This is a genomic window from Streptomyces sp. NPDC088923, from assembly GCF_044749745.1.
In the GTDB taxonomy this organism is placed as follows: Bacteria; Actinomycetota; Actinomycetes; order Streptomycetales; family Streptomycetaceae; genus Streptomyces.
This window is the reverse complement of record NZ_JBIVIO010000001.1, coordinates 481452-499303: the sequence shown is the minus strand read 5'-3', so window position 1 is coordinate 499303 and position 17852 is coordinate 481452. Positions and strand designations below refer to the sequence as shown.

11 protein-coding genes, 1 tRNA gene and 2 pseudogenes are annotated in these 17852 nt (G+C 72.7%); 6 read left to right on the top strand and 8 right to left on the bottom strand.

What is annotated here, in order from left to right:
• Positions 1-49: 49 nt before the first annotated feature.
• Genes ACIP4O_RS02415 through ACIP4O_RS02400 form a run of 4 tightly spaced genes read right to left on the bottom strand, consistent with a single transcriptional unit; the run spans position 50 to position 3727 of the window.
• Positions 50-2605: a hypothetical protein gene (locus ACIP4O_RS02415; protein ID WP_401570541.1), complete on the bottom strand. Its 2556-nt coding sequence runs from the start codon at positions 2603-2605 to the stop codon at positions 50-52.
• Positions 2602-2988 carry a DUF6507 family protein gene (locus tag ACIP4O_RS02410; RefSeq protein ID WP_401570538.1) on the bottom strand — a complete coding sequence of 129 codons (387 nt, stop codon included), beginning with the start codon at positions 2986-2988 and terminating at the stop codon, positions 2602-2604. The genes ACIP4O_RS02415 and ACIP4O_RS02410 overlap by 4 nt, the downstream gene beginning before the upstream one ends.
• 46 nt (positions 2989-3034) lie before the next feature.
• A complete protein-coding gene (locus ACIP4O_RS02405) occupies positions 3035-3343 on the bottom strand; it encodes a pore-forming ESAT-6 family protein (protein ID WP_009066937.1) in 309 nt (102 codons plus the stop codon).
• 54 nt (positions 3344-3397) lie between these two features.
• Entirely contained in the window at positions 3398-3727 is a 330-nt protein-coding gene (locus ACIP4O_RS02400) for a hypothetical protein (protein ID WP_401570535.1), read from the bottom strand.
• 195 nt (positions 3728-3922) lie between these two features.
• Between ACIP4O_RS02400 and ACIP4O_RS02395 the strand changes: the two genes are divergently transcribed.
• From ACIP4O_RS02395 to ACIP4O_RS02380, 4 genes and pseudogenes are all read left to right on the top strand, one after another.
• A tRNA-Thr gene (locus ACIP4O_RS02395) sits at positions 3923-3996 on the top strand.
• Between the two features lie 212 nt (positions 3997-4208).
• The gene (locus tag ACIP4O_RS02390; protein WP_401570532.1) at positions 4209-4883 is read left to right on the top strand and encodes an NAD(P)H-binding protein; all 675 of its coding nucleotides are present in this window, start codon (positions 4209-4211) and stop codon (positions 4881-4883) included.
• 101 nt (positions 4884-4984) lie between these two features.
• Positions 4985-6415, top strand: coding sequence for an MFS transporter (locus tag ACIP4O_RS02385; protein ID WP_401570529.1), 1431 nt, complete (start codon positions 4985-4987; stop codon positions 6413-6415).
• Between the two features lie 46 nt (positions 6416-6461).
• Positions 6462-6937: pseudogene (locus ACIP4O_RS02380) on the top strand (hypothetical protein).
• A 10-nt stretch (positions 6938-6947) separates the two neighbouring features.
• Here the strand turns inward: ACIP4O_RS02380 and ACIP4O_RS02375 are convergent.
• A pseudogene (locus ACIP4O_RS02375) lies at positions 6948-7759 on the bottom strand (IS5 family transposase); the annotation flags it as partial.
• Between the two features lie 98 nt (positions 7760-7857).
• On the opposite strand from ACIP4O_RS02375, the gene ACIP4O_RS02370 reads away from it, so the two are divergent.
• Positions 7858-8097: a transposase gene (locus ACIP4O_RS02370; protein WP_401570527.1), complete on the top strand. Its 240-nt coding sequence runs from the start codon at positions 7858-7860 to the stop codon at positions 8095-8097.
• A gap of 587 nt (positions 8098-8684) precedes the next feature.
• On the opposite strand, the gene ACIP4O_RS02365 is transcribed toward ACIP4O_RS02370, so the two are convergent.
• A complete protein-coding gene (locus ACIP4O_RS02365) occupies positions 8685-14582 on the bottom strand; it encodes a TIR domain-containing protein (RefSeq protein WP_401570525.1) in 5898 nt (1965 codons plus the stop codon).
• A gap of 236 nt (positions 14583-14818) precedes the next feature.
• Between ACIP4O_RS02365 and ACIP4O_RS02360 the strand changes: the two genes are divergently transcribed.
• Positions 14819-15982, top strand: coding sequence for an SLC13 family permease (locus ACIP4O_RS02360; RefSeq protein ID WP_401573775.1), 1164 nt, complete (start codon positions 14819-14821; stop codon positions 15980-15982).
• 22 nt (positions 15983-16004) lie between these two features.
• Here ACIP4O_RS02360 and ACIP4O_RS02355 read toward each other — a convergent pair whose 3' ends face one another.
• Entirely contained in the window at positions 16005-16946 is a 942-nt protein-coding gene (locus tag ACIP4O_RS02355) for an inositol monophosphatase family protein (RefSeq protein WP_401570522.1), read from the bottom strand.
• The gene (locus tag ACIP4O_RS02350) at positions 16930-17751 is read right to left on the bottom strand and encodes a hypothetical protein (protein WP_401570520.1); all 822 of its coding nucleotides are present in this window, start codon (positions 17749-17751) and stop codon (positions 16930-16932) included. Before ACIP4O_RS02350 ends, ACIP4O_RS02355 begins: the two co-directional genes overlap by 17 nt.
• Positions 17752-17852: the final 101 nt, after the last annotated feature.

The window sequence follows — 17852 nt, the reverse complement described above, 5'->3', positions numbered from 1 at the left end:
CTGGGGCCCCGTGGCGCTCAATGGTCACAACCATCAGAATTTCCCGTCATCAGATTTTGAACTGATACTTCTCGTACCCCGCGTATCGAGGACCGTCAACCTTGCCCTTGACGAGGATGTACTCGACATTTCCTTCATTCAATGCCTTTTCAAGCTCGTCCGCCAGCGTCCTTTCGCTCGGGAATTCGTCACCGCGATCGCGCATCTTTTCAAGCGTATCCATAAAATACTCGCGTGTCCCCTGCATCGCACGGTCCCCGTTGAGCTCGGCAATCCTCCGCGACCCCAGCCCCGTAGTCACCGTCGACTTGGCCTCGACCACGACATAGCCGCCGTCCGGCTTCTTCCACACCTGGTCAAACTGGTCGTTGCCGTTCAAGGGACCGTGCAAGATTTCTGGAGTCGACCCCGGGTAGTGCTCGGGGATGACCTGCTCCGCCGCGACCGTCTCCCCGTACCGCTCCGCCGCCTTCGTCCGCGCGTCCATCGCAGACGAGGACTCCTGCTCAGCCGCACGCAGTGCCGCCGGATCATCCCCACTGGAGAGAAGCTGCTGCTTCTTCTTCTCGGCCTCCATCGCGGCCTCGATGTGCTTCTGCCGCTCCGCCGCCGCCTCGTCCAGCTTCTTGAGCGTCTTCTCGTCCAAAACTCCCTCCCGGTCGCCCCTTCGCGCCCCCTCGTCGACGTACTTCTCCCCGATCGGCGGCGCGGCGTCCGACGCCGCCCGCTTGGCCTTCGTCTCGGGATCGACGTGCAGTTGGACCGGCGTGCGCCCGCTCTCGTCGTGGACCGTGAGGTGGAGGCGGTCGCCCTCCCTGTTGTAGTACTTCTCGAAGTAGCCCGGTTCGTGGTTCGCCCGGTAGACCTGGATCTCCTTGATCTGCTCCGGGGTCGCGTGCTCCGGGTACGGGTTCGGGCCCTCCCGCATGTACGGGGGCCGGGTCACCGGGGCGGGCGTGCCCGTACCGTCGCCGCCGCGCGCACCCGTTCCGTCTCCGCCGCCCCCACGCGTGCGGGCCGCGTCGTCCAGCCCGTCGATCCCGGGCCCGAGCCCGTGCCCGCCGCCGATGCCGTGGCCGCCTCCGCCGCCGCCCGACCTCGCCGGGGGCACGGCGGGGCCGTCGCCGGTCCGCGCGGGGCCCGTATCCGCGCCCTCGGTCGCGTGCCCGCGCGTGTGTCCCGCCGGGTCCGTCCGGCCGGGGGCGGCCGCCGCGTCGTCCGCCACGTGCGCGTGGGCCTCGGGCGTTCGGGGTCTCGCGCCCGCCATCGCGGGCTCGCGGTGGGGCGCCGGTGTCGTGGCCGGGCGCTGCTCCAGGGCCGTCTCCTTCGGGGCCTCCGCCTCGACGCGGTGGCCGTTCTTGTCGTACTGGATGAACTCGCCGTCCTCGATGCGTACGTACGAGCCGTCCGGCGCCTCCACCACCGTGTGGACGGCCGGAGTCCCGTCCTCCGCGAGCCGCGACGCGGGCAGGAGGCGGGAAGGGAGTTCGGAGAGCTTCGGCAGGTGGCTCGCGACCTTGCCCGCGGCCTTGATGCCGGCGGCGACGGGGTCGAGGTGGTCGATCACCTTCGCGACGTTCGCCGCGGTCTTCGCCGCCGCGCCGCCCTTTCCCGCCTTCGAGGCGGCGGCGGCCGGGCCGAGGAAGAGCGTCCCGAAGTTGAAGACGACCGTCGCCGAGGCGCGCGCCGGGTCGTCCCCCCACTGGTCCCAGGCGACGAGCCCCTTGCCGAACTCCCGCAGCGCCTTCTTCTGCCGCTCGGTCGTGGCGTCCGGCGGCGCGGGGCCGAACACCTGGTCCATGGCCCAGTCGTAGGGCGTCATGATGTACGCGGAGATGCCGCCGAAGACGTCGCCGAGCCCGCTCCAGGCATCCCCGGCCTTGCCCCAGCCGTGACCGCCGACGAGCGTCCACAGGCCGTCGAGGGCGCCCCCGATGTTGTCGATGATGAGACCGTCCCACACGAAGCTCTTCACCCCGTGCCCCCACCAGCCGAGGCTCCACCGCTCGTAGGTGCGCTCCTCAGGCGCCCCCCACGGCAACTCCTCGGCGTGCTGGAGCTGTTCGAGGCCGTAGCCGTACATCACCGTCTTGTCGTCGACGGTGTGATCGCCGTTGTCCTCGACGAAACGGGGGCCGCCGACGAGCGCGCTGATGGTGTTCGCGGCGCGCCGCTCGGCCTCCTGGAAGGCGGCCTGGGCCGCGGCGACGCCGTCCATGAGCGCCTTGTGGCGCTCGACCTTCCCCTCGTCCTCGGTCCAGTCGTCGTCGTCCTCGACGCTCTCGACGAACGCCAACGCCTGCGTCTTGAGCTGCTCCAGGCGCTCGGCCTGCGGGCGTGCCTCGGCGGCGTACGTCTGGAGCGCGCCCGCGACGGTCTCCAGCTTCGTCGCGAAGGCGTCGGCGCCGTCCATCACCGGCTGGGTGGTGGCGAACAACTCCTCGGCCTCGGGGGCCTCGTAGAAGGCGGCGAGCGCCTGGAAACGGGAGTGGACGTCCGCGCCGCCGTCACGGATGGCGATCGCGTCGCTCTGAAGTGCCGAGGCATCCTTGTCGAGTTGCTCGAAATCGCCCGTGAACTGCGGGATCGCGCCGGGGGAGATCACTTGTGACCCCCGCCGTCACCGCGTCCCGGCAGCTCGACCTTCGGGGCCGCGAGGGCCCGGTGCTGCGCCTGGGCGGCCATCTCCTCGTCGCCGAGAATGTAGTAACCGGTCGCCTCGTGCGCCCCGTTGACCGATTTCGCGGCGCGCGCGGCGAGCATCGCCACGTCCTGCGCCGTGCCCTCGGCGAAGAGCGCGAGCGCGGCCCCGACGGCGCCCGTGGGCGCCGGTCCGCAGTAGAAGCCCGAGACGGTCCCGGCCGAGGCCGCCGCGCTCTGCACGTCGGTGCCGTAGGCCTCGACGTCCTTGGACATGTCCTGCATGGCGAGGCCGACCAGCCCCGTCACGAACTCGACGCCGTCGACGTCGATGTCCCACCCGTTCACCACGAACCCCCGTTGCAGTGACCTCAGTTGTTGGCTGCCGGTCGTGTCAGCCGATGTTCTCCACCGCGGAGCGCGCCTTGGCGAGCGTGGAGTGCGCGGTGGCGTCGTTGTCCTCCAGCGTGGAGCGGACGAGGCGGATGATCTCCCGCACCTCGTTCGCCGCCTTGTTCCAGCGCAGTTCCTTGCCGTGGTACTCGTCGGAGACCCCATCGGCCTGGTAGTCCGCCATGGCCGCCTTGACGGCCCCGTCGCGGTCGGCGAGTACGGTCTCCAGCCGCCCGATGATCCCCTGCAAGCCGCCCTGCACCTCGCCCGAGGCGCCGGTGTCGTACGAGCGGCGATCCTGCGTTGCCATGCGATGCTCCCCCTGTGCGGTGTTCTTGGCCGAAAATGACCGGTAATGCGGGGCTCAGCCCCGGAACCGGGCCGCGTCGAAGTTCGCCGCGCCCATGTTCCGGTGCGCGTTGTCGCCCTGCTCCTGGTCACCCGTGCCGAACGCGGAGTCCATGCCGGACTGCCCGCCGAGGATCGAGGAGAGCGAGCCGTTCAGCTCGGCGGTGATCTCGTCGGCGTGCGCCTTGAAGGCGTCGAAGACCGCCTTGCCGTTGCCGTTGAACTTGCCTTCCAGCGGCTGTGCCGCGGCGAGGAGCTGCTGAATCAGCGCCCCGAGGTCGTCACTCGAACCGCCGGTGCTCTTGATGAGCGACGCCAGCGTCGTCGAACCCATGTCGAACTTCACGCTTCCCCCTGTCCCGGCGCCCACGGCCCCGGCCCGTCACGGCGGCCCACGCTCACGCCCGGCACCCCCGTGCCCCGCTCTTTCTCCGCCCGGCATCGTGCCCCCTCCCCCGCCCCCTGGCAACGCCCGCCACCCTCTTCCGGACGCCGCCCACGCCGCACCCCACCGCCTCCCTCCGTTACACTGCTGGCACCCGCCTCCTTAGCTCAGATGGCCAGAGCAACGCTCTTGTAAAGCGTGGGTCGTCGGTTCGAATCCGACAGGGGGCTCGGCGGAAAGCCCAGGTCAGGCAACGTCTGACCTGGGCTTTTAGGGTTTCCGGGGGTTTTTCGTCGGAGTGGAGCGGCCCTTTCCGGCCGCCTTGATCACTCGCTCCCGGTGGACAGGCGCGCGGGGCCGCCTGGGTGAACCTCCGCCTCGTCGGGCCGGCGGGGGTGAATTCCCGGCCGGGGGTGTGCTGATGATCGGTACCGTCAGCGGTATGTCTGTTGTCATCGCGGGCGGCCACGGCCGCGTCGCCCTGCTGGTGTCCCGCATCCTCGCCGACCGCGGTGAGGAGGTGAGCGGCGTCATCAGACGGCCGCGGCAGGCCGACGCGGTCCGGTCCGCCGGTGCACGCCCGTTGGTGGCCGACCTCGCCACCGCCACCGCCGACGACCTCGCCCAGCACATCGGGAGCGCCCGGGCGGTGCTCTTCGCTGCCGGAGCGGGACTCGGCGACGCCCCCGGGCAGGCCAATCCGGTCGACCACGACGCCATCGTCACCTTCGCCGACGCGGCGCAACGGGCCGGTGTGCGCCGCTTCGTCATGCTCTCCGCCATGGGAGCCGACCCCACCATCCACTACCCCGACGACCCCCTCGTGGAGACCTTCCTCAGGGCCAGGGGCCGAGCCGACGAGAACCTCCTCGCCCGTGCGGCCCTGAACACGACCGTCGTGAGACCAGCCTGGTTCCGGGACCGGCCCGGCACCGGCAGGGTCCACCTCGCGGGCAGCACCGAGGTGGGCGACATCGCCCGGGCCGACGTCGCGGCCGTCCTCGCCGCACTCCTCGCGACCGACTCCACCACCCCACGGGTCCTCCAACTCACCACCGGGCACACCCCCGTCGCCGAAGCCGTCGCCCAATGCCTTCCGGCCGTTTCCCGCGCCTAGGGCCTGTGTCGCAAGTGGCGTGGCGATATCGGGGCGACGCAAGAGCGCTGGTCTAAACCTGTTGACGGGGGTGCGTGTCGGTCGGTACTCCTGTGTGCGCTATGACGCGACCAACGGACTCCCCCGAACTCTCGTCCCTTCCTACGGAATTCGCCGCGGCGGACGACGGAGGCGGGCTGTTCTCGCGGCCCTATGTGGCTGCCAGTGTCACCTTTCTCGCGACCATGTTCTTGACCGGTTTCGCGGCACTCGCAGTCGTGCCCACCTTGCCGACGGCTGCCGAGGCGCTCGATGGGGTGGCGCTCTTTCCGCTTGTGGCGGGGTGTTTCGTGGCGGCGGGGATGTTCGGTGGGGTGCTCGGCGGGCACTGGGCGGATGTCTCCGGGGCCAGGCGGCCGCTCGCGGCGGGCATGGTGCTGACCGTGCTGACCTTGCTCGTGGCCGCCAGCAGTACGTCGATCTGGCAGCTGGCGGCCGGGCGGTTCCTGGACGGGCTCGCGGCCGGGATGGTCGCCGTATCGGTCAACACCGCGATCGGAGAGGCGTATCCGGAGCGGCTGCGGCCCCGGGCGCTGGCGTTGATGAGCGCAGGCTGGATCGTGCCGTCGCTCGCCGGACCGCCGTTGGCCGGGCTGGTGACCGAGACGTGGTCGTGGCGTGCCGTGTTCTACGGCTTGGCCGCGCTGACTCTGGTACCGTCGCTCGCGATGATCGTCGTGCTGCGGCGCCGGGCTTGGTCCGACGACCGGCCCCGCGAGACGACGGCGCGGCCCGCGCTCCTCGTCACGCTCGCGGTGAGCGTAGGCGCGGCGCTCGGCCAGTACGGAGTGTCCGGGTGGAACGTGCGCCACGCGGTGCTCGCCGGCACCGGAGCCGTGCTCCTCGTGGCGCTCACCCCGCGACTGCTGCCGGTTGGGACTTGGCGGTCCGCGTCCGGGCTGCCCGCCACCGTGCTGCTACAGGGCCTGAGTTCGGGCGTGTTCTTCACGCTGGAGGCGTTCGTGCCGCTGATGCTCATCACCGAGCGGAAGGTGGACGCGGTCGTGATCGGTCTGGTGTTCACCAGCGCCGCGGTGGTATGGGCGGCGGGTTCGTGGATGCAGGGGCGATGGCTCGACGGATGGCCCCAGCACCGGCTGGTCGGCGTTGGCGCCGGGGTGCAGACGACGGCGGTCGCGGTGGCGCTCGCGGGGACGCTGCCCGGGGTGCCAGCGCTCCTCGGCGCCGCCGCGATGCCGCTGGCCGCGGTCGGCATGGGAATGATGGCGCCCGCGCTCACCGTGCTCTCGCTAGCGCACAGCGGCCCTGGGCGGCATGGGCAGGCGAGCGGGGCGATGCAGACCAGCCAGAACCTCGGGCAGATCGCGGTCCTGGGCCTCGCCACTGCTGTCCTCAATGCCTCCCTGACCTTCGGAGCACCCCAACTGGTCTGCTATGGCGCGGCGTTCGGGGCGTTGCTCGTACCGGGGGTGCTGCCTCTTGTGTTGGCTGGGCGGACGCGGAGAAGGTCGGAAGTGCTCGAGGTCGGCTGACGGAAGTGCGCGGAGGCGGAGTTACCGATACGTCGGACCGGTCGAGCTGAAGGCTGCGGTCCGACCTGGCAGCGGTGGGGGCCGAATCAGCTCGGCAGCTGAATTCGGCGACTGGATCACTGGGCGATTGGCGGCGGAACTGGCCAAGCGGTTCACCTTCGTGGTCGGCGTGGAAGGTGCGCTTCGGTTGGCGCCTCGAGGGCGTGAGCACGTGGCCTGCGCTGGCGGAGCCATGGTCATAAGCGCCGACGGGATCAGTTTTGTGCGCGAGGCGGACGGCGGGCCGTAAGCGAGGTCAGCAACCAGTCCACCGGGTATTGCCCCGGCATCGGCTCCTGGTCGGAAGTCGCTCATGCCCTGGACGCCGTAGGGCTCGAACGCCCCTCCGACTTCACCCACGAGGTGGTGTTCCGCCGGTGTCCTGAGTGCCAGGAGCACAACATCGTGCGCAACGACGACTTCGTCTGCGTCTTCTGCGGCAGCGATCTGCCGGAGATGTGGAACGTGGATCCCACCGCGTGACGGCTAAGGGTCACAGCCACTCGTTCACGGCCGCGACGAAGACGGTCGCCTCGTAGCGAACCGCGAGCTTGTCGTATCGCGTGGCAACGGCGCGGTTCCTCTTGAGCCGATTGATCCCGCACTCCACCGCATGACGCTCGCGGTAGTCGGCCGGATCGAAGCGCGGTGGCCGGCCGCCGAGAGATCCGAGCTTTCTGCGGTTGTGCGCCTGGTCAGCCTTGACAGGGATGGTGCAGCGGATCCCGCTGCGGCGCAGGTAGGCGCGGTTCTCGCGGGATGCGTACGCCTTGTCCGCGCGGACCCGGTTGGGGCGGACGCGCGGCCTGCCGGACCCGATGCGCGGCACGCGGACCTTCTCCAGGACGTGCTCGAACTGCGGCGAGTCGCCGCGCTGTCCGGCCGTAACCACGATCGACATGGGCTTCTGACCTTGTTCGACAGCCAGGTGCAGCTTGGTCGTGAACCCGCCGCGCGAGCCTCCCAGTCCGTGGTCCCCGGGCTCGGTGAACACGCCGCCCGGTGATTCCTTCTGCAGGTCGCCCCGCTTGCGGGCCCCGGCCCGTGCTGATAGGCGCGGCACACCGTGGAGTCGACACTCAGGTCCCACGTGACCGCGCCTTTCGCGTCAGCCATGGCCTGGAGCCGGGTGAGGAAGCGGTGCCAGGTGCCGTCCCGCTGCCACCGGCGGAACAAGTCGTAGACACGGCCCCACGGCCCGTACTCGACGGGCACGTCCCGCCACGGAATACCGGTACGAACTCGGAACCGTATGCCGTTCGGGCGCGTCGAGCCCGGGCAGCGGCCCGTTCCCACCTGCTCGGGCTACTGACGGGCGTCGAGCGGAAGAACTGCTGGCAGCTGGCCGAACGAGCGGGGCATAAGCGCCCCGGGCCCCTGCAGCGTCTGCTGAGGTACGCCCGATGGGACGCCGTTGCGGTCCGCGACGACCTGCGTTCCTACGGGGCCGGGCCCTGATCGACCGCCGGCTCTACCTGCCCGAGCATTCCTGGAGCACCGATCCCGAGCCCTGCCGTGAGGCTGGAATACCCGAGACGGTGGAGTTCGCGACCAAGCCCCATCTGGCCGGGGAGATGATCACCGCCGCGCTGGACGCCGGGATCGCCGCCTCCTGGGTGACCGGCGACGAAGCCTACGGCTAGGACCCCCACCTGCGGACTGTCCTGGAAGCACGCGGCACCGGCTACGTGTTGGCCGTCGCCTGTTCGGCCCGGGTGAGGATCAACCACGGCCGCACGACAGTCCGTGCGGACACCGTCGCCGGGCGCCTGGCCGGCACGGCCTGGCAACGACACAGCACCGGAAGAGGCGCGAAGGGCTACCGCCACTACGACTGGGCCTGAGTCCACCTCGGCACCGGAAGCCACCATCACCTGCTGATCCGCCGCAACCGGACCGCCGGCGAACTCGCCTTCTACCTGTGCTGGTCACCCACCACCGCGACACTGGCCGAACGCGTCCGCGTCGCCGGTGTCTGCTGGAGCATCGAGGAGTGTCTCCAGGCCGCCAAGGGCCAGGTCGGACTCGACCGCTGTCAGGGCAGGCACGGAACTTCCCGACTCAGGGAGGCCTGTACGGGGCACGCGGAAGGCGGTGCCGCGCGGGAGGCGGACGGGTCGGGGAAGGGGGACTCGCTCACGCCGACAGCCTCTCACCGGCGATTCCGGCGAGCCCGGCGGTCCCGGCGAGCCCGCTCAGGCCCCCCAAGCGCCCCCCTGCGAGCCCCCCTTCACAACTCCTCCCCCCGCGCCAGCCTCCGCGCCCCCGGCAGGTGCCGGTCCAGCTCCCCCGGGGCGAACCTCGTCATCCCGACCACGTGCCAGAACTCGCCCCCCACCTCACCCTCCGCCTTGTATCCGCCGTCCGGTGTGAAGGCCGCCCAGCCGCCCTGTACGCCGACGAGCGTGGCCTTCGCCGTGACGGTCACGTCTCCGGTCGCATCGCCGTTCACCCGCCACAGCCGCACCGTCCCGTCGTCGCCCGCGCTCGCCAGGTGTCCGCCGTCCGGGCTGAACGAGAGGGAGTAGACGCGGCCGCTGTGGCCGGTCAGGGCGGCCACGCTCGTTCCCGTCGCCGGGTCCCACAGGCGGATGACGCGGTCGTCGCCCGCTGTCGCGAGGAGGGGGAGCGAGGGGTGTACCGCCGCCGTCCACAGTTTGCCGGTGTGTTCGCGCAGTACGTGCTGGGCGGCGCCGTCGCGCCAGACGACCGCCGTGCCGTCCCACGAGGCGCTCGCGAGCCAGGAGAGGTCGGGGCCGAAGGCCACCGCGTAGACGCGGTCGGTGTGGGCGCTCAGGGTCTCGGCGAGGGCGCCGTCCCCCGTGTGCCACAGGCGGACGCGCCCGTCGTCGCAGCCCGTCGCGATCGACGAGCCGTCCTTCGCGAAGGCGACGGACCGCACCCGGCCCTGGTGGCCGTCGAGTTGCAGGCCGTGGGAGCCGGTCGCGCGTCGCCACAGGCGTACCGTGTCGTCGTCGTTGGCGGTGGCGATCTCCTCGCCGTCCGCGCTGAACGCCTCCGCCCAGGTGCGGTCGGTCTCGACGTCGAGCTCGCGCAGGAACGTACCCCCGTCCGCGTCCCACAGGTAGACGTGCCCGGTGCTGCCCGCCGTCGCGAGGACGGTGCCGACGGGGCTGAAGGCGGCCGAGATCAACCGGTCGCCCCGGCCCACGAGTTCGCGCACGCGCTGCCCCGTGGCCACGTCCCACAGGCGTACGGTCCCGTCGCTGCCCGCGCTCGCGAGGCGGGTTCCCGTCGCGTCGAAGGCGACCGCGTTGACGCGCCGCCCGTGTCCGCGCAGGATCGGCTTGCCCTGGCCCGTCGCCGCGTCCCAGATCTGCACGACTCCGTCGTCGCCCGCCGTCACGAGCTGGGTGTCGTCGGGGCGGAAGCGGCAGGCCCAGGCTGAGCCCTGGTGCGGGGTCGGCTGGAAGCGCTCGGGGACGGCCTCGTACCCCTCGTGGCCGACCGAGAGTTGCCACAGGCGGACGGCACCGTTGGAGTGGCACGCCGCGAGGTGACGCCCGTCGTCGGCGAACACGACCTGGTAGACCCCGCCCGAGCCCTTGTCGAGCGACGGCCCCGGCAGGCCGGTGCGCGGGTCCCACAGGCGCACCCCGCCGTCGGTGTCGCCGCTCGCCAGGAGGTCGCCGTCGGGGTGGAAGTCGAGCGTGTAGACGCGGCCCGTGTGGCCGTGCATCTCGTGCAGGAGCCGCTGGTCGGACGCGCGCCAGATCCGTACGGTCCCATGCTCGTCGATGCCCTCGTCGGCGGTCGCGAAGAGGGTGCCGTCCGGGCTGAACCGGACGCGGAACACGGGCCCTTGATGCGGGCCGAGGCTCGCGAGGAGCCGCCCCGTCGCCACGTCCCACAGGCGTACCGTGCCGCTCCTGTCGCCCGTGGCGAGGGTGCGCCCGTCGGGGCTGAAGACGGTCGTGTAGACGAGGACCGTGTGCCCGGGGAGGGCGTGCAGTCGCTCGCCGCCTGCGGTGTCCCAGAGCCGTACGACGCCGTCGCCGTCACCCGTCGCGAGGACGGTGCCCGTGTGGTTGAGCGTGATCGGCCACACGCCGTCGCGGTGCACGGAGAGCGTGGCCCGGCAGCGCCCGGACACGGGGTCCCACAGGCGTACGGTGCCGTCCGCGCTGCCCGTCGCGAGGACCGAGTCCCTGAACTTGATCGCGTAGACGCGGTCGGTGTGCCCGTGCAGGACCCGCAGGGCCTCGCCGTTCTCGGGCGCGCAGATCAGGACGCTGCCGTCCTGGCTGCCGGCCGCGAGGAGTTCCCCGTCGGGGCTGTAAGCGATGGGCTCGGGCAGCCGCCCCTGCTGTCGGCTGAAGCCGTACGGGACGCTCACGGCGGCCGGGCGCAGCACCGTCTCCAGGGGCATCCCCGGGGCGATCGTCGCGGTGGCCAACTCCTGTGACGCGGCAGCCTGTTCGTCGATCTCGGTGCGGATGAGGACGGCCCGGCGCCAGCGGCTCTCGGCGAGGCGGGCCCCGCGCAGGTCGGCGCCGATGAGCCGGGCGCGGCGCAGATCGGCGTGGCGGAGGTCGGCCGCGCGCAGGTCGGTGCCGTCGAGGCGGGCTCCGGCGAGGCGGGCGCCGTGCAGGACGGCGCGGGCGAGGTTGGCGCCGGTGAGCTGGGCGTCCGTGAGGTTGGCGCCCGTGAGGTCGAGCCCGGACAGATCGCGCCCGGAGAGGTCCTCGCCGGGGAAGTGCACCCCGCGCAGGTCGGCGTCGGCGGGCACGCGGAGCCTGCGGGTGATGCGGTAGGCGTTGGTACGGGCGGCGTCGGTGGCCCCCTGGGCGGCGCGGCTCCCGGTACCCGCCCCCGCCTCGCCCGCTCCCTGCCCCGGGCTCTCCAGCGTCCGGCGCACCCACGCGGCGACCCGTTCGGAGTCCGCCAGGTCGCAGAAGAACTCCACGGCGAGCGGCGAGAGTTCGCGTCTGGCGAGAAGCGCGTCGTCGCCCTCGCCGAGGCGCCGCGCCGTCTCCCTCGCCACGAGCCACTCGATGACCGACTCGTGGATGAAGTGGAAGATGCCGTCGTCGACGCGGATGAGGAGCGTGCCCGCGCCCACCGCCTGCGCCTCCTGCGCGAAGAGCATCCCGTCGCTCCCGCGTCCGAAGGTCTCCGCGACGATCTCGGTCAGCTCGTCGAGTCGCAGGCTCCCGCGCCCGCTCTCCCACAGCCGCAGCGCCATCGCCGTCACGGCCCGCCACAGCTGGTCCAGCTCCAGTCCGGGGGCCGCGCCCGGGCCGCCCTGCCCGCGCCGCTCCTCGAAGCGCAGCCACGTGCTGAAGACGTCCTCGTAGAGGCGGGCCGCGCTGAGCGTCCCCTCGGAGCGCGCCACCGCCCGTACCTGCTCCTCGTCGAGGGCCGCGACGAAGCTGAGCAGCCGGGGGTTGGCGCACAGGTCGAGCAACTGCGGTACGCCGAGGAGAAGTTCGTAGCGGCGTGCGGCGGTCGCCTCCTCGCCGTAGTAGTTGGTGAGGTAGCGGCGGATCTGGTGGGGCGTGAAGCCCTCGACGGAGAGGAGCCGGCGCTGCGGCAGGAGTCCGACCTGCTCGCCGAGCGGGGTGAGGACCTGCTCGCGGGAGCGGAAGTGCTGGGTACGGCCGCTGATGACGAGCTTGGCGCGGTCGACGGCGGCGTTGAGGAGGGTGTGCAGGTGGTCGGCGGCGCGTTCGTAGCTGACGCGGTTGACGAGTTCGTCGAAGCCGTCGAAGAGGAGGACGACGCGTCCCTGGCGGAGCATGTAGCGCAGGGCGCGCAGGTCGATGACGTCGACACCGTGGTTGGCGAGGTGGGCCGCGACGAGACCGTCGAGGCTGTGCGAGCGGTCCAGCGAGCGGAGCGGGATGAGCAACGGGGCGAGGTGGGGCAGGCGTTCGGGGATGCGGCGGGCCAGCTCCCGCAGCGCGAAGGTCTTGCCGTGGCCGAAGTTGCCGAGGAGGAGGAGCACGCGGCCCTGGTCGGTCTCCAGGAGGCGGAGCATCTCCTCGACGAGGTCCTCGCCCTCCTCGTCGCCCGGGTGGCTCTCGTCGCGGTAGCGCTGCGGGAGGTACAACTCGGGTGCGTACGCACCGTCGTTGGCAAGCTCGGCGGTCTGCGCGGCGACGTACTCGCGCAGGTCGATGAGGCCTTGCAGTTCGAGGAAGCTGCGCACCCGCACCCCGCCGCGCGCGGCCCGCTCGCGCAGTCCGGGCTCGGGGCGCTCGCCCGCGTACACCAACTCGGCCTCGGTGCCCGCGTCGTCGGCGTGCGCCTGGGCGAGGAAGCGGTCGAGGGCGGCGTCGGTGAGGGTGCCGGGCTGGACGGCGACGCGCAGCAGCCGTACCACGCCGTCCTCGTCCCAGGCGGCGACGACCTGCGTCAGGTCCTCGGGCGTGGCGGGCCGTACGTCGCGCAGGCGCACGCCGGGGCGGCGGGCGCGCAGCACGTCCTTGACGCGCTCGGCGAGCTGCGCGGCCGGGTCGTTGACGGCGCGGTTGTCGGAGTGCGCGGCGTCCCGCGCGGGGCTCTCCTCGTTCCCGGCGCCGCCCGGGAAGCGGGGGGCCGCCCGCCACTGGACGGGAAAGACAACGGGCTCGGCGGCGGCGCCCTCCGCGGTCCCGTCCCCGCGCGGCGCCCACCGTTCGACGCCTTGGGCGCCGATCCGCAGGAGGCTGAAACGGGCCGGACCGGCGGCGCCGAACAGCGGCAACGGGCCGTTCGAGGAGGGGAGTTCGGCATGGGTAAGCAGCGCGCCCTGCCCCCGGCCGTCCCCGCCGGGGCCGTGCAGGAGCACGTGGAGCCGGGGCGCGAGGAGGCGCTGGAAGACCTCGGTGTCGCGGAGCGGGCCGGGCCCTTCGCCGCCACCCGCACCGGCGCGGGCGGCGGGGGCCGCGTGGGCGGCCGGGGCGAGCAGCGGGTGCCGGACGAGCCCGACCCGGAGCCAGCCCTCGTCCTCGTAGCGGCGCAGTGCCTCCGCGAACCACGCGGCCTGCGCCCGCCCCACCATCCCGTAGCGGTCCTCCAGGCGGTGGGTGCGGGCGATCGAGGAGTTGAACCCGGCGACGACGGTGCGCAGTTCGGGTACGGGGAAGAGCGTCCAGGGCTGGTCGGCGCCGAAGACGACGTCGAGCCCCTGGTACAGCTCGCCGAACAGTCTGCTGAAGTGCCGCCACTTGGGCCAGTAGGGCGGCTGCGGGCGGATCTCGTCGGCCTCGCAGGTGTGGAAGTACGCCTGGCAGGCGGCCTCGCTGACGTCCTGGTTGCCGGGAACGACGAGCACCCGGCCGGGGGCGAGGCCCAGTTGGGCACGCAGCCCGGTGACGAAGTCGAGTGCCTGCGCGCAGTTGCGGGGCGAACCGGATGCGGTCAAGTCGCCCGACACAACGACGAGTTCCGGCGGTGGGGCACCCCCGTCCCGCAGCTCGATCAGGTCGCTCTGGATGTCCCTGAGCAGCTCCTCCGGTTCGCGTCCGCGCCCGAACTCGGGTCCCGCGAGGTGCAGGATGTTCACGGCCTCCTGGCGCGCGCCGCCGGGCAGGGCGGGCGGGTAGTGGGGCGCGGCCTGGGGCCGCCGCCGGCCGCCGCGCTCACCACCCCCGGTGAGCGGCTGCCGCCAGGACTGCGCGGGGACGGGCGCGGACACGGCGCCGCCTTCGCCGGGGTACGCGGGGCTGCTGCCGGGGCGCGCGTGACCGTCCAGCGCCTGTTCGACCCGGGTCAGGAGCAGCCCGCGCGCGGTCCGCGCGTCGGGCACGCCGACGAGATCGACGTACGTGATCGTCGCGAGCAGCCCCTCGACGGGCGCCTCGTCCACGCGCACGGTGAGCAGCCTGCGATCGGGCTGGTCCGGCTCGGAGCGCAGCGCCGCCTGCCACTCCATCCGCCCGTACCGCGAACCCTGGTAGTTCCGCGAGAGGACGGCGATGACCGCGGCGGACTCGCTCACGCCGCGGTCCATGTAGTCGATGAAGTTGCTGCCCGCGACGAAGTCCCAGGCCTGGATCACCGTACGGAAACCGGCCTCCTCCAGCGTCCACGCGATCCACGAGGCCCACGCCTCGTCGGCCGGGGAGTAACTGATGAAGAAAGTGGCCTGCCGCTGCGCCGCGTCCGTGCTGCCCGTCACCATCCGCCCATGGTAGGAACCCGGGTAACCCCCCGAGGGTGGACAACCGGCCAAAAGTCGGCACGGCGCGGACGAGTCGGGGCTCAAGGCGGTACGGAACGACGGGTACGGGCCCGAGCGGCGTCACGGTCCGTACCCGCGCGCGCACCCCCGTCCCGGCACCCTTCTTCGCCCCCGCGCCCGTGTGCGAACCTGTCGCCGTGCCGACACCCAGAGCCCCGCGACGCCGCCCGCACCCCTTGGACTTACTGGCCTGCGTCCTGCTCGCCTGCGGGCTGATCCTCCTCGCGACCGGCGCGCTGCCCACCCACGCGGCAGGCGATGTGGCCCGCCGCACGGCACCCCTCCTGGCCTTCCTCGCGACCGTCATCGTCATGGCCGAACTCACCGGCCGGGCACAGGTGTTCGACGTGTTGGCCGGGGGGATCTCCCGCGTCGGCAAGGGCAGTTACGCGCGCCTGTTCGGCCTCTGCGTGCTCTTCGCCTCCGCCACCGCGCTGATCCTCAACCTCGACACGACGGCCGTCCTGCTCACCCCCGTCATGCTCGCGATGGCCGCCCGCGTCGGGATCGCGCCCCTGCCGCTCGCGATGACGACGGTCTGGCTCGCGAACACCGCGAGCCTTCTGCTCCCCGTCTCCAACCTCACGAACCTGCTCGCCGCCGACCGCGTCGGCCTCTCGGCGGGCGGCCTCGCGGCCCGCATGTGGGCGCCGCAGGCGGCCGTCGTCGCGGCGACGGCGGTGTGCCTGTGGGCGATGTACTGGCGGCGGGGGCGGCGGGGCGCCGACGTCTACGTCCCCACGGCCCCGTTCCGCCCCGCCGACCCCGTCCTCTTCCGGACCTGCGCCCTGGCCTGCGCGGGCTTCCTCCTCGCGATCCTGGTCGCCCCCGTCCCGCTGTGGGCGGACTCGCTCGCCGCCGCGCTCGTCGTGGTCGTCGCCTTCGCGCTGCGCCGCCCGGGCGAACTACGCCTCTCGCTCGTCCCCTGGCGGCTGCTGATCATGGTGCCCGGCATGTTCCTCGTCGTGGAGACGGTCAACGTCCATGGCCTGCATACGCTGTTGACGCACGCGATGGGCACGGCGGAGGGCGCGGGCGGCCTCTTCCGCTCCGCGTCGGTCGGCGCCGGGCTCTCCAACGTGCTCAACAACCTGCCGGTCTACCTCGCGGGCGAGGCCGCCGTCCCGGACGGCAACCGGGACCAGCTCCTCGCCTTCCTCGTCGGCACCAACGTCGGTCCCCTCGTGACCCCTTGGGCCTCGCTCGCGACTCTCCTGTGGTTCGAGCGGTGCCGCACCGCCGGGGTCAAGGTGCCCCTCGCGCGCTTCGTCGGCACCGGGCTCGTCCTCGCGGTCACGGGCACGGCGGCGGCGACGGGCGCACTCGTCCTGACGAGCTGAACAGGACCCTCGTGTACGGTGGTTACGCCACGGCGGCCCCCACCGCCTCCCGCGTCAGCGCGACCAGCCGGTCGAGGACCCCGGGACGCGCCGCGACAAAGCAGCGCGTCGTGTCGGGCCCGGTGAAGCCGATACGGAACGGGCCGCCTTCGAGCGTACGGAACTCGCAGCCCGCCTCCAGCGCGAGCAGCGCGCCCGGCGGGAAGTCCACCGCCTCCGCGCAGTACCCCACGAAGCCGTCGATCGTCCCGCGCGCCAGCATCGACCAGCCGAGCAACGGCGCCCACAGCGCGAGCACGCGCCGCGTGCGCCGCTCCAGCGCGACCCGCAGCGCCTCGGCGAGCACGTCGTCCTTGCGCACCGAGTGCCCCTGCGTCCAGGCCACGACGAGACGCGGCGCGGAGGCGGGCATCGGCGTGTCGGGGGGCAGCGTCTCGGCGGCCGGAACGGGTCCAGTAGCCGGAACGGGCCCGGCCGCCGGTACGGAGACCTCACCGCCCCCGCCGGTCCGCCCCCCGCCGAGCCGCTCCCCGTGCCCGTACACCCCGCCGCCCCGCACCGCGTGCCACGTCGCTCCCGTGTGCGGCTCGTGGACGACGCCGAGCACGGGCGCCCCCGCGACGCACAGTCCGATCCCCACCGCGTACGTGGGCAGCCCGATCGCGACGTTGTTGCTCCCGTCGAGCGGGTCGACGAGCCACGTACGGTCCGCCGCGCCCGCGAGCAACCCCGCCTCCTCCGACCACACCCGGTCCTCCGGGAACGCCTCGCGCAGCCTGCCGAGAACGATCCGCTCCGCCGCCAGGTCGAGTTCGGTGACGACATCGCCGTCCTCGCCCTTGACGCCGATCCGCCACGTGTCCCCGAAGCGGGCGCGCAGCATCCGCCCGGCCTCCTCGGCCGCGGCGAGTGCGACGTCCAACTCGGCCGTGTAGAGCCGCTGTTCCTCAGTCGTCCGGTCCATCGATCCTCCTCAGAGCGGCCCGCACCGCCACGACGGTCTCCCCCGGGTCGCACCACTCCCGCACCGAGCGGTGCCCTTCGCCGGACAAGGGCCCCAGGGACATGTCGCTGCGGCCCGGCAGCGTCTCGCCGAGCACGAGCGTCGCGGCGGGCCGGCCGCCGCCCACCACCGTCGCGTGGAACTCGCCGGGCCGGACGACGTAGACGTCACCGCCCACGCTCCGCTCAAAGCCGCCCGGCTCCCCGCGCACGAGCCGCTCGGTGGGCCGCACCTCGTCCGTGCCGTCCGCGCGGCTGCGCACCTCGTACACCCGGTGCGTCGGCGCCACGGGGTCGTCGACGACCCGCACGGAGCGGTTCGTCACGCGCCCGTGGAGGACGAGGCTGATGAGCGACCAGCTGTGGGCGTGGACGAGCGGGACCCTGCCGCGCCGCACGCCCGCGCCGTCACCGCCGTCCGCGCCGTCACCTCCGTCCGCGCCCGCGCCGTCACCGCCTTCCTCGTCCGCGCCGTCGAAGAGGTGGACGCACACCCCCTTCGGCCCGTCCCTGAGCACCGGCAGGCACAGGAAGCCGAGCGGGTGGCGGATCGCGGACAGGTCCCAGCGCCCCTCGGCGACGGCCCGCAGCGCGGCGACGGCGAGGTCCCGCGCGACGGTACGGTCCGCGGACGGCGGCCCCGCGCCCGGAGCGGAACCGGGGCCGGGGGCACGGCCCGGGTCGGGGTCGGGGTCGGGGGAGGGACCGGGGTCGAGCAGTGCGTGCAGGGCGTCGTAGTCGATCGCTGTTCCGTGGGGCACGTCCATGGTGTGGCGCGGCCTGGCCTCTCGGATCGGTGCGGCTCGGATCGGATCGGGTAGGGCTCGGATCGGGTAGGGCTGGGATCGGGCGGGTCTCGGATGGGGCG